Origin of the sequence: Streptomyces sp. NPDC016469 (assembly GCF_040632905.1) — a bacterium.
Taxonomy (GTDB): Bacteria; Actinomycetota; Actinomycetes; order Streptomycetales; family Streptomycetaceae; genus Streptomyces.
The window spans coordinates 57,369-79,194 of the sequence record NZ_JBEYCQ010000006.1 but is presented as its reverse complement, the minus strand read 5'-3'; the positions used below and the strand labels follow the sequence as shown (position 1 = coordinate 79,194).

Genomic DNA, 21,826 nt, shown 5'->3' with positions numbered 1-21,826 from the left:
CGCAGGGGTACGGCCCCGGCTCACCGCGTCAGCTCGTCGCGCAGGACGTGCTTGGTGATCTTTCCGGAGGGCGTGCGGGGCAGGTCCGGGCGCAGGACGAGTTCGCGGGGCACCTTGTAGCGGGCGATCCGGGGCTCCAGCCAGGCGCGGACGCCCTCCAGGTCGGGCGAGGCGCCCTCGCGCGGGACGACCACGGCGACCACGGTCTCGCCCCACTGGGGGTGGGGCCGGCCGACGACGGCGACGTCCAGGACGTCGGGGTGGCCGCGCAGGGCGCCCTCCACCTCCTGCGAGGCGACGTTCTCGCCGCCGGTGATGATCACGTCCTTCATCCGGTCCACGACCGTGACGAACCCGTCCTCGTCGACCCGGCCCAGGTCGCCGCTGCGGTACCAGTCGCCCGCGAACACCTCGGCGGTGGCCTCCTCGTCGTCCAGATAGCCCACCATGCGGGTGTCGGAGCGCAGCCGGATCTCGCCGGTCTCCCCCGCCCCCGCGTCCGCGCCGTCCTGGCGCACGACCCGCAGCTCCACCCCGGGCATGCCGCCCCGGCCGATCGCGCCGGCCTTCGTGACCTGCTCGGCGGGCGAGAGCGAGGCGCCCACGGGGCCGGTCTCGCTCATCCCGTACACCTGGTGGAAGTCCTCGGAGCCGTACGCCTTCATGAGGCGGCGCGCGGTGTCCGCGTCGAGCGGTCCCGCGCCGTAGATCCAGGCCCGCACGGACGAGAGGTCGTACGAGGCGAAGTCGGCGACCGCCTGCGTCGGTGCGATGAGGGCGATCGGGGCGCCGAACATCGCGGTGACCCGTTCGCGCTGGATGGTCTCCAGCATGCCCCGGGGTTCGTACTCGCGCTGGAGCACCACCGTGCCGCGTGTCAGCAGCGTGCCCATCACCCAGTTGTTGAGCGGGGAGGCGTGCCAGACGGGCATGCAGATCAGGAACCGCTCGTCGCGGCGCAGCGGGATGGCGGCGGCGGTGTAGGCGGCCGTCAGGGTGATCGTCCGGTGGGTGTGGACGCAGCCCTTGGGGATACCGGAGGTGCCCGAGGTGTACAGGATCTGCGCGATGTCGCCCTCCGTAGCCGGCTCCCCGGCAAACGGCTCGGCGGCCGCGATCCGGGCCTCGAACGCGTCGGAGGGCAGGCCGTCCGGCCCGGCGTCGGGGTGGCTGACCAGCCAGGTCACCCCGGCGCCGGCGGCGGTGGCGCGCTCGCCGATCTCCGCGTCGACCACGGCGATCCCGGCCCCGCAGTGGGTCAGCTGGCGTGCCACCTCGGCGGTCTGGAGCTTGTGGTTGACCGGGACCAGGGTGGCGCCCGCATACCAGGCGCCGAACGCCGCGAACAGGAAGGCCGGGGTGTTGTACGTCATCACGGCCAGCCGGTCGCCGGGGCGCAGCCCGGCCTCCCGCAGCACGGTCGCGGCGCGGCGGGCCGCGTCGGCGAATTCCCGGTAGGACCACCGCTGCTCACGGTAGACGACCGCTTCGTGGTCCCCGGCCGAGCGGACGGCGCTGTCCAGCAGGGTACTGAGGTGCATCACGTTCTCCTGACGAGCCGGACCGTGCGAACGGACCATGGCGGGAAACTCTGAATGATGGTTCACTTCTTTCATGGCCTACCGCAAGACCCCAGCCGAAATCAGTCGGCTCGAAGCAGCCAGGGAGCATCTGATCGCCGCCGCCACCTCGGTGGTCACGGAGGTCGGCTGGTCCCAGGCGTCGGTCACCGCCGTCGCCGACTCGGCCGGTATCGCGGCCGGCTCCGTCTACCAGCACTTCTCGTCCAAGGCGGCGCTGGCCGTCGAGGTGTTCCGGCGCGCCGCCGGGCGCGAGGTCGAGGTGCTCGGCACGGTGCTGCGCGAGCCGGGGACTCCGGTCGAGCGGCTGGCCCGGGGCATCGAGGTCTTCGCCCGCCGCGCCCTGGAGAACCGGGGCCTGGCCTACGCGCTGCTCGCCGCCCCGGCCGATCCGGCGGTCGGCGCCGAACGCCTCGACTACCGCCGCCGCTACCGCGCCCTGTTCGCCGAGGTCGTCCACGAGGGCATCGAGGAGGGCCTGCTGCCCGCGCAGAACGGCGAGATCACCGCCGCCGCGCTCACCGGCGCGGTCGGCGAGGTCCTGGTCGATCCGCTCGGCGCCGGCGACGGGGAGACCACCGAGGCGCTGCTCACCGAACTCGTCGCCATGGCCCTGCGCTGCGCGGGCGCCCCGCCCGCACAGCAGCCCTGACACCGCTCCACCAGGAGGTTCCCGTGCCCGAAACCATCGCCCCGCGGAGCAACCCCACCGCCGCGACCCACGAAGTGACCAACCAGGCGCCGCCGTTGACCGGATACGACGCGGCCGACGACCCGGTGCTCCTGGAGGGCCTGCGCCGCGAGGGCGCCGAGTGGCACACCGAGGAGCTGCACCGGCTCGGCCGCTACGCCGGCAGCGCGCAGGCCCAGGAGTGGGCCGAGCAGGCCAACGTCAACGAGCCCGTGCTGCGCACCCACGACCGCTACGGCCACCGCGTGGACGAGGTCGACTTCCACCCCGCGTACCACCACCTGATGAACGCCTCGGTGGACGCGGGCCTGGCCGGTGCCGCCTGGGCGGACGAGCGCCCCGGCGCCCATGTGGCGCGCGCGGCCGGCTTCATGGTGATGTCGACGCTGGAGGCGGGCCACCTGTGCCCGGTCTCCATGACGTACGCGGTCGTCCCGGCGCTGCGGCACGCCCCCGACCTGGCGAAGACGTACGAACCGCTGCTGACCGGCCGGGTGTACGAGGCCGGGCTGCGCGCCCCCGCCGAGAAGCCGGGGCTGCTCGCCGGGATGGGCATGACGGAGAAGCAGGGCGGCACCGATGTGCGCGCCAACTCCACCGTGGCCACCGAGGCGGGCGACGGGACCTGGCGGCTGCGCGGGCACAAGTGGTTCACCAGCGCCCCGATGAACGACCTCTTCCTGGTCCTCGCCCAGGCGCCGGGCGGTCTCTCCTGCTTCCTGGTGCCGCGCGTCCTGCCGGACGGCAGCCGCAACACCTTCCGCATCCAGCGGCTCAAGGACAAGCTGGGCAACCGGTCCAACGCCAGCAGCGAGCCCGAGTTCGACGACACGGTCGCCTGGCTCGTCGGTGCGGAGGGCAAGGGCGTGCGCACCATCATCGACATGGTGACGATGACCCGTCTGGACTGCGTCATCGGCTCGGCCGCCGGCATCCGCGCCGCGCTCGCCCAGGCCGCCCACCATGTGCGCCACCGCTCGGTCTTCGGCGCCAAGCTGATCGACCAGCCGCTGATGCGCAATGTGATCGGCGACCTCGCGGTCGAGTCCGAGGCGGCGACCACGCTCGGGCTGCGGCTCGCCGGGGCCGCCGACCGGGCCCAGCGGGGCGACGCCGAGGAGCGGGCGTTCCTGCGGCTGGCCACGGCGGTGTCCAAGTACTGGGTGTGCAAGCGCCAGCCGGTCGCGGTCGCGGAGGCGCTGGAATGCCTCGGCGGCAACGGTTACGTCGAGGATTCGGGCATGCCGCGCATGTACCGGGAGGCGCCGCTCAACGGCATCTGGGAGGGCTCGGGCAATGTGAACGCGCTCGACCTGCTGCGCGCGCTGGCCCGGGAACCCGAGTCGCTGAACGCCTTCCGCGCCGAGGTCGAGGCCGCCTCGGGGGCGGACCGCCGGCTGGACGCGGCCTGGCGGGAGCTGCGCGGCGAGCTGGTCCTCACCGAGGACGCCCCGCTGCGGGCCCGGCGCCTCATCGAGCGCGCCGCACTGGTGCTCCAGGGCTCGCTGCTCGTCCGGCACGCGCCGACGGCGGTCGCCGACGCGTTCTGCGCCTCGCGGCTGGCCGGGGACCGGGGGCTCGCCTTCGGCACCCTGGCACCGGACACCGACTTCGCGGGGCTGCTGGAGCGGCTGCCCGTGTGAGCGACCCCTGAACGGAGCCGGGCCGCCCCGCTACCGGGCGTCCGGCTCCGTTTCCATGAGGGCCCGCACCTCGGCCACATGCGCCGCGCCCGCCGGGTAGGGCAGGGCCCGCACCAGGTCGTCGGCACGTGTCAGTGCCTCCCGCGCCGCCTCGCCCTCGCCGAGCCGGTGCAGGGCCAGGGCCAGGACCGTGCGCGCGTCCGCCTCGGCCAGCCGTTCGCCGGTGCGCCCGGCGCGGACCACCTCCTCGCCCGCGATCCGGCGCGCGGCCTCGGGCCGGCCGCAGTGCAGCTCGGCCCAGGCGGCGAACACCGGCACGTCCCGCTCATGGCCGGCCGGCGCGCGCAGCGCCTCGCCCGGGGCCCCCGTCCGCAATGCCAGTTCGGCGCGGGCGGCCCGGACCTCGTGGCCCGCCTGCCGGTCCACGAGGCCCGGCGAGGACTGCGCGCGGTTGAGGAGCGCGGCGGCGTCCCGCGTGTCCCCGGTGCGCATCCGGACGAGGGCGAGGGCGGCGAGGGTGTACGGGAGACACCAGGCCTGGTCCTCCTCGGCACCCGCGACCGCCGCCTCGGCGAGGGTGCGCGCGGACTCGAAGTCCTCCAGGAGCAGCTGGAGTTCGGCGAGGTTGGCGCGCTCGAAGGCGGCCCCGGCCAGGTCGCCCGACTGCTCGACGAGGCCGAGGGCCCGCTGTCCGGTCGCCACGGCCCGGCGCAACTGGCCGCTGCGCCGCTCGTTCTCCCGCAGGGTCGACAGCACCTGGCCGAGCAGCGTCGGGTCGCCGTACGCCTCGGCCGGCGGCAGGGCGAGGTCGGCCGCCTCGCGGGCCTCGTCCAGCCGGCCGCTCAGGCCCAGGATGCTGGCCCGCAGCGAGTGTGCCCGGGCCATCAGCCCCTCCCCCGCCCGGCCGGCCACCCGCTGCCCGGCGGCCACCGCCAGCTGGGCGGCCGGGTAGGCGTCCTCGTACCGGCCCTGGATGCGGCACAGCACGGCCTGGGCCAGGTAGTGGCCCGCGGCCGGTTCCGCTGCGGTGTCGGGGGTGACCGGGTGCGCGGCCAGCACCTGCCGGCCGGCGTCGGGCAGGCCGGTGCGCCCGAGGGTGTCGGCGAGCCAGGCCGCCGCGAGCACGATGTCCTCGTGATCGCCACGTCTGACGAACTCGTCCAGGGCGAGGCGCAGCACCTCCGCGGCCTGGGCGAAGTTCCCCATGCGGCGCAGCACCTGGCTGTGGGCGAGACGGGCGCGGGCGGCGTCCACGTCGAGCCGGGCGACCAGGTCGCGGTAGTAGCGGTCGGCGGTGTCGTTGGCGAAGAGGGCTGCGGCCCGGGCGGCGGCGCGGCGCAGGTACTCGGCGGCGCGCGGGTCGTCGGCACGGGTGAAGTGCGAGGCCAGGGTGTCGACGGCGTCGGGGCGGCGGCGGAGCACCGCCTGCGCGAAGGCGCCGTGCAGCTGCCTGCGGCGGACGGCGGAGAGCTTCTCGTAACAGGTGAGGCGGACCAGCGGGTGGCGGAAAGTGAGGCCCGCCTCGTGCCGGCCGCCCACCAGGATGTCCCGTTCCTCGATCAGCGAGGCGTCCATGGCCCGCTCCAGCGCGTCGGTGGCGGCGCCCCCGGTGACGACGGGGTGGAGACCGTGGGCGGCCACGTCGAGCAGCTCTGACAACGATGTCTCGGGTCCGGCCACGGAGAGCGCCTCGACGATTCTCCGGGCGTCGGGGTCGAGCCGCGCCAGCCGGTCCGCGACGAGCTGCCGGACGCCGTCCGGGGCGACGGTCCCGGCGCCCTCGGCCATGCCGTGGGCCAGCTCGACGGCGAACAGCGGGTTGCCGAGCGAGAGTTCCCAGATCCGGTCCGGGGCGCCGGTGGTGGGGGCGGCGACCGGCCCGATCGTGTCGCGTACGACGGCGAGGCACGCCTCCTGGTCCAGGCGCGGCACCTCCTCGCGGACGGCGAGCCCCTGGCGGGCCAGCGAGGACAGGCCGGCGGAGCGCGGGTCGCCGTCGGGCATCTCCTCCTCCCGGTACGTCACGAGGAACCGCGGGCCGTGCGTCTGCGCGGCCCGCCGTGCCAGGTGGCTCAGCAGCTGGAAGGAGCCCAGGTCCGCCGCGTGCAGGTCGTCCAGCACGATCAGCACCGGCTGTACGGCGGCCAGTTCGCCGAGCAGGCCGGCGGTGGCGCGGAAGAGGCGGTCACGCTCCTCCTCGGGGCTGCGTTCGGAGTCGGCGCGGACCCGGCCGAGCGCCGGCAGGAACGCGGCCAGCTCGGGGTACTCGCCGCCGACGCGGGCGCGTTCCGCCTCGTCGCGTTCGGCGAGCCAGCCGTCCAGGGCCTCGGCGAAGGCGCCGTACGGGGTGTGTCCCTCCGCGTCGTGTCCGCCGCCCCACAGGACGGCGGTGCCGGAGGCGGCGGCCTGCCTGGCCACCTCGCCGGCCAGCCGGGTCTTGCCGACGCCGGGCTCGCCGGTGAGCACGGTGACGACGGCGGGCCCGTCCGCCGCGAGCAGCCGCCCGAGCACGGCCGCGCGCCCGCGCAGCGGGGTGGCGGCGGGGACCCGGAGCGAGGCGGGCAGGGAGGGCGCGGACGGCGGTCCGGCGGGCTCCGCCGCGAGCGCGGCGCGGTGCAGGCGCTCGGTCTCCGGGCCGGGCCGTACGCCCAGCTCGGCGTCGAGGGCCGCGCGGCAGACGTGGTACTGCCGCACCGCGCGGCGGCGCAGCCCGAGCCGGGTGTAGGCGTCGATGAGGAGGCGGTGGGCCAGCTCCTCGGCGGGGTTGTCGTCCAGGAGCCGTTCCGCGAGGGTGACCGCTTCCTGGGGCTCGCCGGCCCGGAGGTGGGTGTCGGCGAGGGCGAGGAGCAGGCGCTCCCTGAGATCGGCGAGCTGGGAGCGGCGGCCCTCGGCCCAGTCGGCGTAGCGGTCCTCGGGGAGGAGTTCGCCGGAGAAGCGGTGCAGGGCCTCGCGGAGACCGTCCACGCCACCGGCGGCGAGCGCCGTACGGGCCTCCTCCTCGGCGCGGTCGGCGTCGATGCGGACGCGGGCCGGGTCGAGGTGGAGCAGTCCGCCTTCCGAGAGGAGGTACGAGGAGGTGGCGCGGGAGGCGAGCTCGGGTTCCAGGGCCCGGCGGGCGGCGTGCAGGGCGACGCGCAGGCTGCCCTGGGCGGCCTGCGGGTCCGCGTCGGGCCAGCAGACGTCGATGACCTGCTCGCGGTGGAGCCGGTGTCCGGGTACGACGGCGAGCAGCTTCACCAGGGCCTGGGCGGTCTGTCTCGGCCAGCGGTCGGCCAGGGCCGGTCCGCCGTCGCGGGTCACCCGGAATCCACCGAAAAGGTGGATGTGCACCAGGGGTGGCGCCGGGTCGGTGCTGGGTGCTGTGTACCGCTCGTTCATGAGGGCGCCCACTTTAACCGGGCGCGCCGCCGCCCCCTCCGGCGAGTGCGCGGAGGGGGCGGCGGACGGGGTGACCGCCCGGGCTCAGGAGAGCTTGAGGGTGATCGTGTAGTGCGTGCTCTGGTTCGGGACCAGGTAGGCGCTGCCGATCAGCGCGGCACCTTGGTTGACGCCCCGCTCGTCGTAGTTGAGCATGACGACCTCTTCGGCGCCGTCACCGTCGAAGTCTCCGGTGGCGTAATTGCGGGCGCCGCCGGCGTTGGCGGCCTTGCCGAGGTAGTCCGGGTACTGCTGGTCACCGGTCAGTACGGCCGGGTCCCAGAAGTAGACGCCGCCCTGACCGCCGGTGGCGATCACCTTGTCCCCGTTCGGTGCGGTGATCCAGGTCGCGTACTGGGCCGGCGGCACCGTGAAGACACGGTTGTCCGCGTCGCCGTCGGCGCTGAAGGAGTAGATCGCCGCGGTGCCCGAGCCGAGCAGGACACCGTCGCCGTCGAGGTAGTTGCTGTGGGTCCACAGACCGCCGGTGGCCGCCGTGTGCAGCACCTCGCCCGTACGGCCGTCACGGATCTCCGTGACGTTGTGCGGGCTGAAGGCATCGGCACCGCTGAGCCCCGACGGGAGCCAGGCGACCCAGGTGTACACGACGGCGTGGCCGTCCGCGTACGGGATGGCGGGCGAGGCGTACACCGCGTGGTCGAGCAGACCGGCACGGACCTTGCCGTCCAGGGCCTTGGCCGGCGCCTTCGGCTCCTCGGCCCAGCCGAGCGCACCCGTCTTCGCCTCAAGCTGCACGGCCCGCATGACGGGGGCGGACAGGTCGAGGGAGTTCTCGCTGGTGTACTGCACGTACACCTTGCCGTCGCCCATGGACGGGGCGGAGAACTGCACGTCGCCGGCGTCCGCCGGTGCGGCGTACGTCCAGAGCGCCTTGCCGTTGCCCTTGTACACGCGCAACTTGTCGGTCGGGACCAGGATCTCGGACTTCTTGTCCCCGTCGACATCCGCGAACGTCACGGAGCGGACGAACTGGCCGCTGCCGTCGATGGTGTTCAGGATCGCACCGGTCCGCGAGTCGAGCACGACGACCGCGTCGTCCGTGGCGACGACGGTCTCCGGGGTCTTGGTCCCGGTGACGTCGGCGGACTCGATTCCGTGGACCGAGCCCGGCAGCGTGGTCTGCCACAGCTTCTTCGGCTTGCCGTCGAGCAACGAGGTGCCCGAGTACGCCCAGATGCCGTGGGAGGTGCCGCCCTCGACGAAGTCGTCCTTCTTGTCCCCGTCGATGTCGAGCGACTTGCCGTAGGCCATGTCGCCCTGAAGCGGCGTCAGCTGCTCCTGGGTGCCGTCCTTGAACGCGTAGGTACGGACGTTCTGGTCGGCGTCCACGACCCGGATGTGCCTGCCGTGCTTGTCCTTGTACACGTCCTGGAACGTGGGGGACGCGGTGGCGCCCTTCGTCTGCCAGGCGACCTTGCCCTTGCCGTTGAAGACGGTCAGCGAGGCGTACCGGTTGCCGCTGTTGGCGGCGGTGCCGATCGCGGTGTCGTCCTTCCCGGCCGCCACCAGCTTCTTGCCCACCACGTCGAGCCGCCAGGTGCTGGGACCGTCCTCGCTGTTGGACGGGTCGCGCTTGGTGGTGTGCTGCCACAGAGCGGTCTCGGGGTCGTCGCCGTCCAGGACGCGGATGGTGCTCGCGTTCACGAACAGCGAGTCCGTGAGCGAGGACTCGGAGACGGCGTACTCCGCGTCCGCCTTGCCGCTGAGGTCCCCGACCGCCAGCGCCGTGGGGACCACGTTGAAGCGCGTGTCGAGCGTGGTGCGGCGGCCGTCGGCGAGGTCGTACGCGGAGAGCTCGTAGCGCATCTCGTCCGTGAAGTCGGCCTGCTCGACGGCGACGAGCTGTCCGCGACCCTCGTCCACCCGCAGCTGACGGACGTACAGCGAGCTGTCGGTCTGCCACTGGACCGCGCCGTCGTTCATGTCGAGGACGAGCGCGCGGCCGCGGGAGGCGGTGGTCGCGGTCTTGCGCAGGTTCCACGCGACGGCGGCCTTGCCGCCCCCGAGGTCCTGGAGGGCACCCCAGGTAGCGGGGGCCGACGTGCCGGTGTCGTACGTCCAGGTGCTGGATTCGGTGAGCTTGCCGCCCTCGTAGGAGAAGCGGGTGCTGGTGAGCTTCGCGGTGCTGCTCGCCGGGGCGTTGTCGTTGTACTTCGGCGAGTCGGCGACGAGCAGCGCACCGTCGACGATCTTGACCTGGCCGGCGAACGTGTAGTACTTCGACCAGACCGTCTTCCCGGTCGTGCCGTCGAGGACCGTCACCATCGTGCCGGAGGTCATCGTGGTGCCCGGGATGACGACGCCGGAGGGCGGGCTCATGCCGACGTTCGCCGAGAAGACCACGTCGGGCACACCGTCGCCGGTCAGGTCACCGGTGTCGTAGCCCTGGTCGGAGTCGGGCGTGAACGGGCTGACGGCGTTGTAGCCCATCTGGACGTGCGGCGGGTAGAGCTCCTTCTCCCACGCGCGGAGCGGCCTGATCCCCCAGTCCGCGTAGAGGTCGTCCGTGGCGCGGGTCCACTGCTCGGTGCCGTCGGCGGCGGTCCGCGTCACGTGGGCCAGGCTGTGCAGGGTGAAGTAGTCACCTTTGTTGTTGACCGGCATCGTGGCGGCGTAGCCGTGCACGTTCTCGATGGTCGACTTCGACGTCACGGTGATGTTCGCGGACGCGGAGGTCGAGGCACCGGAGTCCGCGTCGGTCTTCGCGGCGTCGGCGGTGGCCCCGCCGTCCCCGTACAGATCCGGCTGCATGCGCTCGGCCAGCTTCGTGGCCTGGGCGTTCGTCAGGCGCATGCCGGAGCCGGAGTCCGAGTCGGCGGCGGCCAGGGCGTGCGGGGCGGCGGTCAGCGCGAGGCCCGCGGCGACCAGTCCGGAGGCGAGCCGCAGGGCCCGTCGCGAGTTGTGGGCTCTCATCACTTGTCTTCCCGCGTGAAGTGAACGGCCGAGCCGGCGGTGACGACCGGCTGGTCGAAGGAGTACTGCAGGGCGTCCGTACCGGTCTGGTCCTCGATGCCGACGGTGGCCGCGGCGCCGCGGTCCGGAACGGTCTGGTACTGGACGGTCACCGAGCCGGTGGCCTCGTCGAAGACGGCCTCGAAGGTGGCGCGGCCGGCGGTGCCGTCGGCGTACGCGGCCTTGTTCCACACGATGGCGAAGGAGCGCTTGCCCTTGGAACCGGTGACCGCCGTCTGCACGGTCGACTTCCTGTCCAGGACCAGGTCGTCCCAGAGGGCGGCGACGGTGCCGTTCGGCCGGGCGGCCGAGGGGAGCGCGGTGTTGGCGTAGTCGCCGATCCGCGGCTCCAGGAAGTTGATCAGACCGTTCGTGGTGACGGATGCGCTGGTGTACGAGACACCGTAGAGCTTCACCGGGAAGGGCAGCGCGAGCGTCTTGGCGTCCTCGTCACCGGTGAGCGCCACCGTGGTGGTGCCCTTGATCCAGGAGTACGTGGCCGGGGTGCAGGTGTTGCCGTACGTGTCGGACAGCGCCGGCAGCTTGACCTTGGCGGTCTCGTCGCCGTCGACGGTGAGCGCGCCGTGGTACGCGCCGTTGCAGAGGACCGGGGCGCTCGGCGTGACACTCAGGGTGTAGCTGCCCTCGGAGACCTCCGGCAGCGTGAAGGCGCCGCTGGTGTCGGTCTTCACCGACGCGACCGGGGAGCCGTCCACGGCGACCGTGGCCTTGGCGAGCGGGCGGCCCTGGACGTCGTAGACGGTGCCGGAGACCCTGTGCGAGTCGACCGCATCGAGCTGGAAGTCCTGGGTCAGGGCCTGGCCCTTGGTGACCTGGACGCCGGTGACGGCCTTCGGCGCGTAGCCGTAGCCGCTCAGCGTGAAGGAGTACGTGCCCTCGGCCAGCGTCAGCCGGTAGGCGCCGCCCGCGACCGTGTTCACGACACGGGAGGTGCCCGAGGCGTCGGTGGCCTTGATGCTCAGGCCGGTCAGCGCCTTGCCCGTGGCGGCGTCGGTGACCGTGCCGGTGACGGTGGCCGCGGTGTGCGGGGCCTTGTCGACGGAGGCGAAGATGTCGAGCTTGCCCTCGCCCCAGACGTTGTTGGCGCCGGCGGTGCCGCCGCAGTGCGTGTCGTCCACGTCGATCGCGCCCTCGTTGAGCAGCGCGCGGGTGCCGTCGATGTCACCGATCAGCGAGGGGGCTCCGGACCACAGCAGGGCCACCGCGCCGGCGAGGTGCGGGGTCGCCATCGATGTACCGGAGATGGTGTTGTACGTGCTGCCCGGCCAGGTGGACCGGATGTCGACGCCGGGGGCCGAGATGTTCGGCTTCTGCGAGCCGTCGACGAGCGAGGGCCCGAAGCCGGAGAACGGCGCGATCTTGCCGGTGGAGGCGTAGGCCCCTACGCCGTAGGAGGTGACCTGCGCCCCCGGCGGGTGGGTCGTGGAGCAGGTGATGCCGTCACCGTCGTTGCCGGCGGCGAACGCCTCGAAGATGCCCGCGGAGTTCCACGCCTCGACGATGTCCTGGTAGAAGGTCGTCGTCGGGTCGTCGGCGCCCCACGAGTTGTTGACGATGTCCGGCGCGAGGTCGGGGCGCGGGTTCCGCCCGTTGTGGTCGGTCGGCGCGAGGATCCACTGGCCGGCCAGGAGCAGGGTGGAGTCGTTGCACGTGTCCGTCTCGCAGCCCTTGGCGGCGATCCAGGTCGCGTTCGGGGCGACACCGACGCCGCCCTTGCCGACCATGGTGCCCATGGTGTGGGTGCCGTGCCCGTTGTTGTCGCAGGGGGCGCTGGTCGGGCACTGACCGCTGGCGTCGTACCAGTTGTAGTCGTGCGTGAAGGAGCCGTCGCCGTTGTTGCCCCGGTAGCTGTCGACCAGGTCCGGGTGGTCGTACTGGACGCCGGAGTCGACGTTGGCGATGACGATGCCCTCGCCGCGGTCCTGGTAGTCGTCCCAGACCCGGTCGGCCTTGATGTCCTTGACACCCCACTCGGGGGTGGTTTCCTCGGCCGTCGCGGCCTCGGTGGCGGCCTCGACTGCGGCCTTCGTCTCGGCCGCGGCGGGCTTCGACTCGATGTCGTCCAGCTCGTAGTGCTGCTCCTTGACGATGCGCGCGACGTCCGAGCGCATCGCGAGACGCTCCACGAGGTCCTGGTCCCCCGTGACCCTGACCGCGTTGGCGATCCAGAAGTCCTGGTGGCCCACCTTCTCCTTGTCGAGGAAGGTGTTGAGGGACTGCTGGCTCTTGCGGGCCTTCGCCTTCAGCTCGTCGAACGCCGACTTCGCCCGCGCGGCGTGGCCGTGCTCGCGCTTGGCGGTCGTGAGGTCGGCCTTGTCCTTGAGGACGACGAAGAACGATGCCTCGCCGCCCTTGTCCACGGCCTTCAGCAGGGCGGAGTCGACCTGGGCGGTCGGGCCCTCGGCGGCGGCCGCGGACGGGGGGCCGATCAGCAGGCCCGTGACGGTGAGCGCTGCTGCCGCCCATGCGGCGGTTCTCCGCCGGGGCGATCGGGACAGGTGCATCGGGATGCTCCTCCAGGAACGGTACGGGGGAGCCCGGACGTTAGGAGGAGGGCGTTACTCGGGCATTACAAGCCCGCCCCGACCGATGTTTCCGCAGGTCAGGACAGCCCGTCGGGACTTCACGGCAAGTGTCCCGGACGGGCCGCGTCACACGGCGGCAGACCTCGTTCGGCCCACCCCCGCTCGCGTGAACCCACCGATGAACGTTGCCTGACAGTCAGACAAATCGGACGGGTGGGAGGCGCGGTGGCGGGCATCGGCGCGAGTGACGGCTCCTCACCCTCGGAGGTCCGGGCCCTGCGGGACCGCGTGACCGCGCTCGAACAGGAGCGCGCGCGCCCGCCCCGCCACCGGGGCCGCTCCTTCCTCGCCACCGTCCTCATCGTCCTCGGCTGTCTGCTGGCCCCGCTGTCCGTCGTCGCCGCGTGGGCGTCCGACCAGGTGGGGGACACCGACCGTTACGTGGCCGCGGTCGCCCCGCTCGCTTCCGACCCGGCCGTCCAGGACGCCGTGGCCGACCGGGCGACCGACGCGCTGATGACCAGGATCGACCTGTCGGCGCTGCTGTCCGGGGTGTCGCCGGATGACCGGCCCCGCCTGGAGAAGGCGCTCGGGCGGCTCGGCGGCTCGCTGGAGGACGCGGTCCGCAGCCTCATCCACGACCGGGCGCGCGCGGTCGCCGCGTCGGACGCATTCGAGAAGGTGTGGACCGAGGGCAACCGGCGGGCGCACCGGGCCGTGGACAAGGCGCTCACCGGGAAGGGCGGCGGCGCGGTGGAGCTGACCGACGACGCCGTCACGCTGGACCTGGCCCCCGTGATCGACCGCGTGAAGCAGCAGTTGGTGGACCGGGGCATGGCGGTGGCCGGGCACATCCCGGAGATCCACACCGACATCACACTCATCAGGTCGGAGGACGTCGGCAGGGTCAGGACGTACGTACGGGTCCTGCAATTCCTGGGCGACTGGCTCGCCGTGATCGCCGTCCTGCTGATCGCCGCGGGCGTGCTGTTCTCGGTGCGGCGGCGCCGCTCGCTGGTGGCGGGGGCCCTCGGCGCAGCCGTCGCCGTGGGTCTGCTCGGCATCGGGCTGCGGATCTTCCGGGCGGTCTGTCTGGACGCGCTGCCGGGCGGGGTGTCGCCGGGGGCGGCGGGCGCGGTCTACGACGCGATGACCCGGTTCCTGGGGACGACGGTACGGATGGTGGTGGCCCTGGGGGTCGTGGTCGCGCTGGCGGCCTGGCTCACCGGCCCGGGGCGGCGGGCGACGACCGTCCGGGGGTTGTGGACGTCCGGGATCGGCGCGGTGCGGGCCACGGCCGACGGGGCGGGGCTGCGGACTGGCCCGGTCGGCCCGTTCGTACGCCGGTTCCGCGCCTGGTTCATCTGGCTGCTGGTGGCCGGGGCGCTGGTGGTCTACCTGTTCTGGGCGCATCCGACGGGGTGGGCCGTCGTCGGGATCGCGCTCTGTCTGCTGTTCCTGCTGGCGGTGGTGGAGTTCCTGGCGGCCGGGGACCGGGAGCCGGGCGGCACGCCCGCCTGAGAGAGGAGCGAGGAACATGGCGGGAGTCGACGCGGACGCCGTGCGGAGGATGACCGGCGCGCTGTTCATCGAGCGCGGGCTGCGCAGTCCGAGCTCGACCCGGTTCTGGGGGCTGCTCGTGCTGGCCGCAGTCATCGCGAGTGCGGGGGTCGTCGGGGACTCCACGGCCACGGTGATCGGTGCGATGATCGTCGCACCGCTGATGACGCCGATCCTCGGCTGCGCGCTGGCGCTGGTGCTGGCCCGTCGGCGTCAGGTGGTGCGCTGTCTGCTGCTGGTGGCCGGGGGCTCGCTGGCGGTGGTGGCGATCGGCATGCTGCTGGGCTGGATCGCCGCTCCGCCGGACGCCTTCGCCTCCAACAGCCAGGTCTCCTCGCGGATCAGCCCGCGCCTGATCGATCTGCTCGCCGCGCTGGCCACCGGCACGGTCGGCGCGTTCGCCCTGGTGCGCGCCGATATCTCGGACACGTTGCCGGGCGTGGCCATCGCCATCTCCCTGGTTCCGCCGCTGGCCGTGACGGGGCTGCTCCTGACGGTGCACCGGTATCACGACGCCGGGGAGTCGGCGCTCCTGTTCGCGACCAACGTGGCCGCGATCGTGGCCACCGGGACCGTGGTCTTCCTCTGTTACGGCGTACGGGCGGGCGCCGAGCGGGCGGACATGCGGGTCGGGCAGTTCCGGGGCTGGACGCTCGTGGCGGTGGCCTGTGTCGTCGTGCTCGTCGCCGTCCCGCTCACCACCGGCACCCTTCGGGTCGCCCAGGACCGTTCGCTGGCCGCCGACGCCCGGCCGGTCGCGGAGCGGTGGGCGGCGACCGGGAAGTGGCAGATCGCGTCCGTGGAGGCGCGCAACGGGATCGTCGTCATCGGCGTGCTCGGCCTGCCGCCGCAGCCGGCGCCGACCGCGCTGCGCGAGGCGCTGGACGACCACGGGATGCGCGACGCCGACCTCGAACTCCACCTGGTCGGCGGGCGTACGCACTGGTGCCCGGCGGACACGGACACCTGCACGGTACGGAAGGGCGGGCGCAGCTGATCCGCCTCAGCGGCGGCGGCCCGGCTCCCCCGACTCGCGCAGCCTTCGCCAGACCGCCTTCGCCGCGTGGTGTCCGGACATGCCGTGCACCCCGGGACCGGGCGGGGTCGCCGAGGAGCAGAGGAAGACCGCCGGGTGCGCGGTGGCGTACGGGACGCGGGCGAGCTTGGGGCGGATGACGGTCTGGAGGCCGGCGAAGGCGCCGCAGGCGATGTCCCCGTCCACGTAGTTCGCGTTGCGCTTCGCGATGCCGGGCGGGCCGGCGACCGCGCGGGCGAGGACCAGGTCGCGGAAGCCGGGGGCGAACCGCTCCAGCTGTCGTTCGATGACCTCGGTCGCGTCGCCCTGCCAGCCCGCCGGGACATGCCCGTACACCCAGAAGACGTGCTTGCCCTCGGGGGCGCGGGTGGGGTCGACCAGGCTGGACTGCGCGGTGATCAGGAAGGGGGCGCGGGGGTCCCGGCCCTCCACCGCCCGGTGCAGCGCGTCATCGATCTCGCCGGCGGTGGGGCCGATGTGCACGGTGCCGGCCCGGCGGGGCTCCTCGGCGGTCCACGGCACCGGGCCCGACAGCGCGTAGTCGATCTTGAAGCAGGAGGCGCCGTAGCGGTACCCCTGGTAGGCGCGGCCGAGGCCGGCGATCCGGGCGAGCGCGGCCGGTGAGGTGTCGAAGACGTAGGCGCGGGCGGGCGGCAGTTCGTCCAGGCGCTTGACCTCCATACCGGTCGTGACCGTGCCGCCCAGCTCCCGCAGGTACGAGGCGAGGGCGTCGGAGATGGCCTGGGAGCCGCCGCGTGGCACGGGCCAGCCCCGCTCGTGCGCGGCGAGCGCGAAGAGCAGGGCGATGCCGCCGGTGGCGATGCCGTTCGTGGGCGCGATGGCGTGCGCGGCGAGGCCGGCGAGGAGGCCGCGGGCCTTCTCGCCCCGGAAGCGGCGGGAGAGCAGGGTGGCGGGCTGGATCGCGTCGAGCCCGAAGCGCGCCCAGCGGTACGGGTCGCGGGGCAGCCCGTCCCACGGGGTGCGCAGGAAGTCCCGGGCGAGGGTGTCCCAGTGGCCGAGGTAGGGGGCGAGGAGCCGGCGGTAGGCGCCCGCGTCCTCGGGGCCGAGCGACATCGCGGTCTCCCCCACGGAGCGGGCGAGCACGGCGGCGGTGCCGTCGGGGAAGGGGTGGGCGAGGGCGAGGGCGGGCTGGATCCATTCCAGGCCGTGCCGGTCGAGGGGCATCGCGTCGAAGGCCGGGGAGCCTATGGCCAGGGGGTGCACCGCCGAGCAGGGGTCGTGCCGGAAGCCGGGGAGCGTCAGTTCCTCCGTACGCGCCCCGCCGCCGACCGTGGGCCCGGCCTCGAAGACCTGGACGGCGAAGCCCCGGCGGGCCAGTTCGACTGCGGCGGTCAGTCCGTTGGGGCCCGCGCCCACCACGACCGCATCGAGCATCGACGGCACCTTCGGACTCCTTTGTCAGCCGACGGTCGGAGCACCCAGGATATTCGCAGGCACCGACAGGCCGGGGGCGGGTAGCGTCCTCGCCCGATGACCTCACAGAACTTCGCGGGCCCCGCCGATTCCGGAATGACCGCCAGGATCGCCGAGATGGCCGCCCGGCTCACCCGAGTGCCCGGCATCCGGGCCGTCCTGCTCGGCGGCAGCCGGGCCCGGGGCGCCCACCGCCCGGACTCCGACTGGGACCTGGGCGTGTACTACCGCGGCACGCCGGACACCGCCGCCCTGTCCGCACTGGCCACCGCCTTCCAGGGCTCCCCGGTCGAGGTGACCGTCCCCGGCGGCTGGGGGCCGTGGGTGGACGCCGGTGGCTGGCTCCGGGTGGACGGCGTCCAGGTCGACTGGATCCTGCGCGACCTGGACCGGGTCGAGGCGGTCTGGGCCGGCTGCCGCGAGGGCCGTGTCGAGGTGGGGATCCAGCCGGGCCATCCGCTGGGCTTCTGGTCGCCCGCGTACCCGGGCGAGGTCGCCCTCGGGCGCGTACTGTCCGACCCGGGCGGGGAGTTGACGGCCCTGAAGCAGGAGACCTCGGTCTATCCGGAGCCGCTGCGCAAGGCGCTGGCCGACGCGGCCTGGGAGGCGGAGTTCTCGGTCGCGGGGGCCCGCAAGGCGGCCCCGGCGGGCGACCGGCTGTACGTCTCGCTCTGCCTGTCCCGGGCCTTCGGCATCCTCGCCCAGTCGCTCCACGCCCACCACCGTACGTGGTGCCTCAACGAGAAGGGCGCCCTCGCGGCCACCGCCGCCCTGCCCGAGACCCCGGCCGGCTTCACGGACCGGGTGGACACGGCGCTGCGGGGCCTGGACGCGGCGGCGGTGGAGACGGCGGCGGAGCTGGTGCGCGAGGTGCGTGCGGTGCTGGGGTCGGCGTCGGGGTGAGCGGGGGCATCGGGCGGCACCCTCTAGACTGCCTCGCATGGTCGCCGAACTGCAGTGCGTGGTGCTGGACTGCCCCGAGCCCCTGCTTCTCGCCGAGTTCTACCGCGCGCTGCTCGGCGGGCGCGTGAACCAGGTGGACCGCCGGTGGGCGGTCGGCGACGACTGGGCGACCCTGCACACACCCTCCGGCACGGTGCTGGCGTTCCAGCGGGTGGAGGGCCACAGGCCGCCGAAGTGGCCCGACCCGGAGCACCCGCAGCAGTTCCACCTGGACTTCGGGGTCCCCGACCTGGACGAGGCCGGGGCCGAGGCGACGGCGGCGGGTGCGACCGTGCTGGACGACGCGGGCGGCACGGACCGGCCGTGGCGCATCTACGCCGATCCGGCGGGGCACCCGTTCTGCCTGGTCAAGCACAGCCCGCGCGCCTCCGCCTGAGCGGGGCTCAGTCCGCGCGGATCGCGGTGACGCAGCGGGCCAGCAGCTCGCGCAGCATGTCGCGCTCCTCGGAGGTGAACGCGTCCGCGATGCGGCGTTCGATGCGGACGGCCCGCTCGTCGGCCCGGCGCAGGGTTTCCGTCCCGGCATCCGTCAGCCGGGTCTCCAGCATCTTCTGGTGGTAGGGGTGCGCGGACCTGGCGATCAGGCCCCGCTCCTCCAGATGCTTGAGCACCCCCGCCATCGCCTGAGGGGTCACCAGGCACGCCCGGGCGAGCGCCGCGCCCGAGATCCCGGGGTTGTCGGAGAGCGCGAGCAGCGCCGCGTACTGCGCGACCGTGAGGCCGGCGTCCTTGAGCGCGGCGCTCTTGGCTGCCATGAGGGCCTGCTCGGCGCGCTTGATGTCCAGGCCGAGGCGTTCACCGGCGGTCATTCCCATGCTCGCGAGCGTACAGCGCCGGATACGGAGCAAGCTCCGAACTGGAGACAGGCATGGAATTCATATCAAGAGCTTGATATAACTCAGGCCATGGATACTTACACGGCACCCCACACCTTCACCGGCACCGTTCTCATCACCGGGGCCACCCAGGGACTCGGCCTCCACCTCGCCCGCGACCTGGCCGGGCGCGGCGCCACGCTTCTCCTGCACGGCCGCGACCGCGCCCGGCTCGACCGGGCAGCTGCGGAGGCGCGGGAACTCTCGGCCGGCCGGGCCGAGGTCCGCACCTATCTCGCGGACCTCGCCGACCTCGACCAGGTCCGGACCATGGCGGCCGAAGTCCGCGCGGCCGAACCCCGTCTCGACGTGCTTGTCAACAACGCGGTGGCCGGCGGCGGAAGCGAACCGCTGCGCCGGGAGTTCGGCGCGCAGGGCCACGAACTGAGGTTCACCGTCAACCACCTGACGCCGTATCTGCTGATCAGGGAGTTGCTGCCGCTCCTCTCGGCGTCGGCGCCCGCGCGGGTGGTCCAGGTGGCCTCGATGGGACAGGCCCCCGTCGATCTGGACGACGTCATGATGGAGCACGGTTACGAGGGCCTTGAGGCGTACTGCCGGAGCAAGCTCGCGATGATCATGTCGACGTTCGACCTGGCCGAGGAGGAGACGGCCCGCACCGGCGTCACTCTGAACGCGCTGCACCCGGCCCACCTGATGGACACCGAGGGCGTGCGCGCGTACGGGCTGACGCCGGCGGTCTCCGTCGAAGAGGGGGTACGCCCCACGGTGCGGCTGATCACCGACCCGGCGCTCACCGGCGTCACCGGCCGCTACTTCGACCGGTTCACGGATGCCCGGGCGCACGGCCAGGCGTACGACCCAGAGGCCCGCAAGCGCCTCACCGCGCTGACCCGGGAGCTACTGGGCCTCTGACCGGCCTTCCCGCAACGCCGCCAGGACGCGGTCGGCGGTCGCGCGGTCGCGGGCGGCGGTGAAGGGCAGGGTGTTGCCACCGGCGATACGGAACGGCTCGCCGGACAGCGTGGCCTGTGCGCCGCCCGCCTCGGCGACCAGGAGGAGCCCCGCCGCATGGTCCCAGGCGTACTCCCAGTTGAAAGCCACAGCGTCGAGCTCGCCCCGGGCCACGGCCAGGTATTCGAGGCCCGCCGAGCCGCAGGGGCGGGCGGCGAAGCCCTCGGCGCGCAGGCCGAGCAGGGCGGCCTTCTGCGCGTCGGTGGTGTAGTCGGGGTGCGACATCGCCACGCGCAGCACGGCGTCCGGCGCGGGCGAGCCGGCGCGTATCGCGGTGCCGTCGACCCGCGCCCCCCGGCCGCGTACGGCGACGGCCATCTCGTCCAGGACGGGGGCGTACGTCCAGGAGGCCAGCAGCTCGCCCCGGTGGGCGAGGGCGACCAGGGTGCAGAAGCCGGGCTCGCCCCGGACGAACTGGCGGGTGCCGTCGACCGGGTCCACGATCCATACGGGCGCGTCGCCGCCCAGCGCCTCGTACACCTCCGGGTCGGCGTGGACGGCCTCCTCGCCGACGACGACCGAGCCGGGCAGCAGCCGGCCGAGGGAGGCGGTGAGGTGCTCCTCGGCGCGCCGGTCCGCGACGGTGACGAGGTCGTGCGGGCCGTTCTTCTCGACCACCTCGTGGGCGGCGAGCTGCCGGTAGCGGGGCATGATCTCGGCGGCGGCCGCTGCGCGGACCGCCGCCTCGATGTGGGTCAGGTCACCGGCGAGGAAGGCATCGATCATGCCTCCAGCCAATCATGGGCGCCCGGGGCGCCGGAGGGCCGGGCCGGTCAGCCGTTGACCGTCCACTTCTGGTTGGCCGTTCCCGCGCAGGTCCAGATCTGCAACGGGGTGCCGTTGGCCGAGTTGTTGCCCGTGACGTCCAGGCACTTGTTCGCCTGGGGGTTCACGATGTCGCGGGCCCCACTGACCGCCCACTTCTGCGCGGCCGATCCGTTGCAGTCCCAGAGCTGGACCTTGGTGCCGTCCGCCGTGCCGCCGGAGGCCACGTCGAGGCACTTGCCGAGGGCCCGGATCGTGCCGTCGGCGCCCACGGTCCACTTCTGCGCGTTGGTGCCGTTGCAGTCGTAGAGCTGGACCGGGGTGCCGTTGGCGGTACTGGCGGCGGCGACGTCCACGCACTTGCCGGCGAGTCCGGTGATCCGGCCGCCCGTGCCGGTCTGGCTGTCACTGGTGGTGACGCGGACGTGGTCGACGACGAGCTGGTTGGGGAAGGCGGTGCTGCCGTCGGGGTCGCCGGGCCAGTAGCCGCCCACCGCCAGGTTGAGGATCAGGAAGAAGGGCTTGTTGAAGGCCCAGGCGTTGCCGTTGGTGTCGGCGGGGGTGCGGTGCTGGTAGACGTTGCCGTCCACGGACCAGGTGATGGAGTCGGGGGCCCAGTCGACGGCGAAGGTGTGGAAGGCGTCCGCGAACGCCTGGCCGTTCGGCAGGGTGTAGCCCGCGCCGATGCCGCCGGAGCCGGAGTAGCCGGGGCCGTGCAGGGTGCCGTGCACGGTGGAGGGCTCGAAGCCGACGTTCTCCATGACGTCGATCTCGCCCGAGTTGGGCCAGCCGACCTGTCCGATGTCGCTGCCGAGCATCCAGAAGGCGGGCCACATGCCCTGGCCGCGCGGGATCTTCATGCGCGCCTCGACGTGCCCGTACGCCTGGGTGAACTTGCCGGAGGTGTTCAGCCGTGCCGAGGTGTACTGGCAGGTGCCGTACCAGCACTGGTAGTTGGAGGGGTTCTCCTTGCGGGCGGTGATGACCAGATGCCCCTGGCCGTCCAGCGCCGCGTTCTTGTTGCCCGAGGTGTAGTACTGCCGCTCGTGGTTGTTGACGTTGTCGCCGGTCTCGATCTGCCACTTGCTGCCGTCCACGGCGGAGCCGGCCGCGCCGTCGAACTCGTCGGCGAACGTCGTCGTGGCGGTCGCGGCGGCCTGCGACATCGGCGCGGCGTCCGCCGGGGCCGGGCCTCCGGTGCCGGCCAGGCCCGCGGTGGCGAGGGCAAGAGCGAGTGCCGGGAGTACGGAGCGCAGCAGGCGGCGCGAAAGGCGTGGGGAGTCCATGACTCTCCCTTCCGGTGTGTATGGGGGAGGGAAGGGGAACCCCGCCGTGCACACGTGAGTCATGCGCATGACAGGTCGAGCA

At 73.3% G+C, this 21,826-nt stretch carries 15 protein-coding genes; 7 read left to right on the top strand and 8 right to left on the bottom strand.

The window, feature by feature from the left end:
• Positions 1–20: 20 nt before the first annotated feature.
• Entirely contained in the window at positions 21–1,541 is a 1,521-nt protein-coding gene (locus tag ABZ565_RS08495; protein WP_361022101.1) for an AMP-binding protein, read from the bottom strand.
• Positions 1,542–1,614: 73 nt separating this feature from the next.
• On the opposite strand from ABZ565_RS08495, the gene ABZ565_RS08490 reads away from it, so the two are divergent.
• Both ABZ565_RS08490 and ABZ565_RS08485 read left to right on the top strand, forming a co-directional pair.
• Complete coding sequence (locus ABZ565_RS08490; RefSeq protein ID WP_361022098.1) at positions 1,615–2,232, top strand: TetR/AcrR family transcriptional regulator; 618 nt, start codon at positions 1,615–1,617, stop codon at positions 2,230–2,232.
• 23 nt (positions 2,233–2,255) lie between these two features.
• Positions 2,256–3,914 (top strand): acyl-CoA dehydrogenase family protein, encoded by a 1,659-nt coding sequence (locus ABZ565_RS08485; protein WP_361022095.1) that lies wholly within the window; start codon positions 2,256–2,258, stop codon positions 3,912–3,914.
• Positions 3,915–3,944: 30 nt separating this feature from the next.
• Here the strand turns inward: ABZ565_RS08485 and ABZ565_RS08480 are convergent, their stop codons facing one another.
• The 3 genes from ABZ565_RS08480 to ABZ565_RS08470 form a co-directional block, all read right to left on the bottom strand.
• Positions 3,945–7,292, bottom strand: coding sequence for an AAA family ATPase (locus ABZ565_RS08480; protein WP_361022092.1), 3,348 nt, complete (start codon positions 7,290–7,292; stop codon positions 3,945–3,947).
• 84 nt (positions 7,293–7,376) lie between these two features.
• Positions 7,377–10,265, bottom strand: a complete 2,889-nt coding sequence (locus tag ABZ565_RS08475; RefSeq protein ID WP_361022089.1) for a VCBS repeat-containing protein — start codon at positions 10,263–10,265, stop codon at positions 7,377–7,379.
• Positions 10,265–12,829 (bottom strand): S8 family serine peptidase, encoded by a 2,565-nt coding sequence (locus tag ABZ565_RS08470; RefSeq protein ID WP_361022087.1) that lies wholly within the window; start codon positions 12,827–12,829, stop codon positions 10,265–10,267. The genes ABZ565_RS08475 and ABZ565_RS08470 overlap by 1 nt, the downstream gene beginning before the upstream one ends.
• 246 nt (positions 12,830–13,075) lie before the next feature.
• Here ABZ565_RS08470 and ABZ565_RS08465 point away from each other — a divergent pair, with 246 nt between their 5' ends.
• Both ABZ565_RS08465 and ABZ565_RS08460 read left to right on the top strand, forming a co-directional pair.
• Positions 13,076–14,371, top strand: a complete 1,296-nt coding sequence (locus tag ABZ565_RS08465; protein WP_361022084.1) for a hypothetical protein — start codon at positions 13,076–13,078, stop codon at positions 14,369–14,371.
• Between the two features lie 16 nt (positions 14,372–14,387).
• A complete protein-coding gene (locus ABZ565_RS08460; RefSeq protein ID WP_361022081.1) occupies positions 14,388–15,407 on the top strand; it encodes a DUF389 domain-containing protein in 1,020 nt (339 codons plus the stop codon).
• 6 nt (positions 15,408–15,413) lie between these two features.
• On the opposite strand, the gene ABZ565_RS08455 is transcribed toward ABZ565_RS08460, so the two are convergent.
• Positions 15,414–16,850, bottom strand: a complete 1,437-nt coding sequence (locus ABZ565_RS08455; protein ID WP_361022078.1) for an NAD(P)/FAD-dependent oxidoreductase — start codon at positions 16,848–16,850, stop codon at positions 15,414–15,416.
• Between the two features lie 126 nt (positions 16,851–16,976).
• Between ABZ565_RS08455 and ABZ565_RS08450 the strand changes: the two genes are divergently transcribed.
• A complete protein-coding gene (locus tag ABZ565_RS08450; protein WP_361022629.1) occupies positions 16,977–17,783 on the top strand; it encodes a nucleotidyltransferase domain-containing protein in 807 nt (268 codons plus the stop codon).
• A gap of 37 nt (positions 17,784–17,820) precedes the next feature.
• Positions 17,821–18,219 carry a VOC family protein gene (locus ABZ565_RS08445; RefSeq protein ID WP_361022075.1) on the top strand — a complete coding sequence of 133 codons (399 nt, stop codon included), beginning with the start codon at positions 17,821–17,823 and terminating at the stop codon, positions 18,217–18,219.
• 7 nt (positions 18,220–18,226) lie between these two features.
• Here ABZ565_RS08445 and ABZ565_RS08440 read toward each other — a convergent pair whose 3' ends face one another.
• Positions 18,227–18,658, bottom strand: coding sequence for a MarR family transcriptional regulator (locus ABZ565_RS08440; protein WP_361022072.1), 432 nt, complete (start codon positions 18,656–18,658; stop codon positions 18,227–18,229).
• Positions 18,659–18,748: 90 nt separating this feature from the next.
• Between ABZ565_RS08440 and ABZ565_RS08435 the strand changes: the two genes are divergently transcribed.
• Positions 18,749–19,594, top strand: coding sequence for an SDR family NAD(P)-dependent oxidoreductase (locus tag ABZ565_RS08435; RefSeq protein ID WP_361022069.1), 846 nt, complete (start codon positions 18,749–18,751; stop codon positions 19,592–19,594).
• On the opposite strand, the gene ABZ565_RS08430 is transcribed toward ABZ565_RS08435, so the two are convergent.
• Positions 19,580–20,419: an inositol monophosphatase family protein gene (locus tag ABZ565_RS08430; protein WP_361022065.1), complete on the bottom strand. Its 840-nt coding sequence runs from the start codon at positions 20,417–20,419 to the stop codon at positions 19,580–19,582. The genes ABZ565_RS08435 and ABZ565_RS08430 overlap by 15 nt on opposite strands.
• A gap of 47 nt (positions 20,420–20,466) precedes the next feature.
• Positions 20,467–21,744 (bottom strand): lectin, encoded by a 1,278-nt coding sequence (locus tag ABZ565_RS08425; RefSeq protein WP_361022062.1) that lies wholly within the window; start codon positions 21,742–21,744, stop codon positions 20,467–20,469.
• Positions 21,745–21,826 lie beyond the last annotated feature (82 nt).

Excerpts from the sequence above, each read along its gene's own strand:
- ABZ565_RS08445 (WP_361022075.1), top strand. The coding sequence starts at position 17,821 with ATGGTCGCCGAACTGCAGTGCGTGGTGCTGGACTGCCCCGAGCCCCTG.
- ABZ565_RS08475 (WP_361022089.1), bottom strand. The coding sequence starts at position 10,265 with ATGAGAGCCCACAACTCGCGACGGGCCCTGCGGCTCGCCTCCGGACTG.
- ABZ565_RS08440 (WP_361022072.1), bottom strand. The coding sequence starts at position 18,658 with ATGGGAATGACCGCCGGTGAACGCCTCGGCCTGGACATCAAGCGCGCC.
- ABZ565_RS08430 (WP_361022065.1), bottom strand. The coding sequence starts at position 20,419 with ATGATCGATGCCTTCCTCGCCGGTGACCTGACCCACATCGAGGCGGCG.
- ABZ565_RS08460 (WP_361022081.1), top strand. The coding sequence starts at position 14,388 with ATGGCGGGAGTCGACGCGGACGCCGTGCGGAGGATGACCGGCGCGCTG.
- ABZ565_RS08495 (WP_361022101.1), bottom strand. The coding sequence starts at position 1,541 with ATGCACCTCAGTACCCTGCTGGACAGCGCCGTCCGCTCGGCCGGGGAC.
- ABZ565_RS08425 (WP_361022062.1), bottom strand. The coding sequence starts at position 21,744 with ATGGACTCCCCACGCCTTTCGCGCCGCCTGCTGCGCTCCGTACTCCCG.
- ABZ565_RS08450 (WP_361022629.1), top strand. The coding sequence starts at position 16,977 with ATGACCGCCAGGATCGCCGAGATGGCCGCCCGGCTCACCCGAGTGCCC.
- ABZ565_RS08490 (WP_361022098.1), top strand. The coding sequence starts at position 1,615 with ATGGCCTACCGCAAGACCCCAGCCGAAATCAGTCGGCTCGAAGCAGCC.
- ABZ565_RS08480 (WP_361022092.1), bottom strand. The coding sequence starts at position 7,292 with ATGAACGAGCGGTACACAGCACCCAGCACCGACCCGGCGCCACCCCTG.
- ABZ565_RS08435 (WP_361022069.1), top strand. The coding sequence starts at position 18,749 with ATGGATACTTACACGGCACCCCACACCTTCACCGGCACCGTTCTCATC.
- ABZ565_RS08470 (WP_361022087.1), bottom strand. The coding sequence starts at position 12,829 with ATGCACCTGTCCCGATCGCCCCGGCGGAGAACCGCCGCATGGGCGGCA.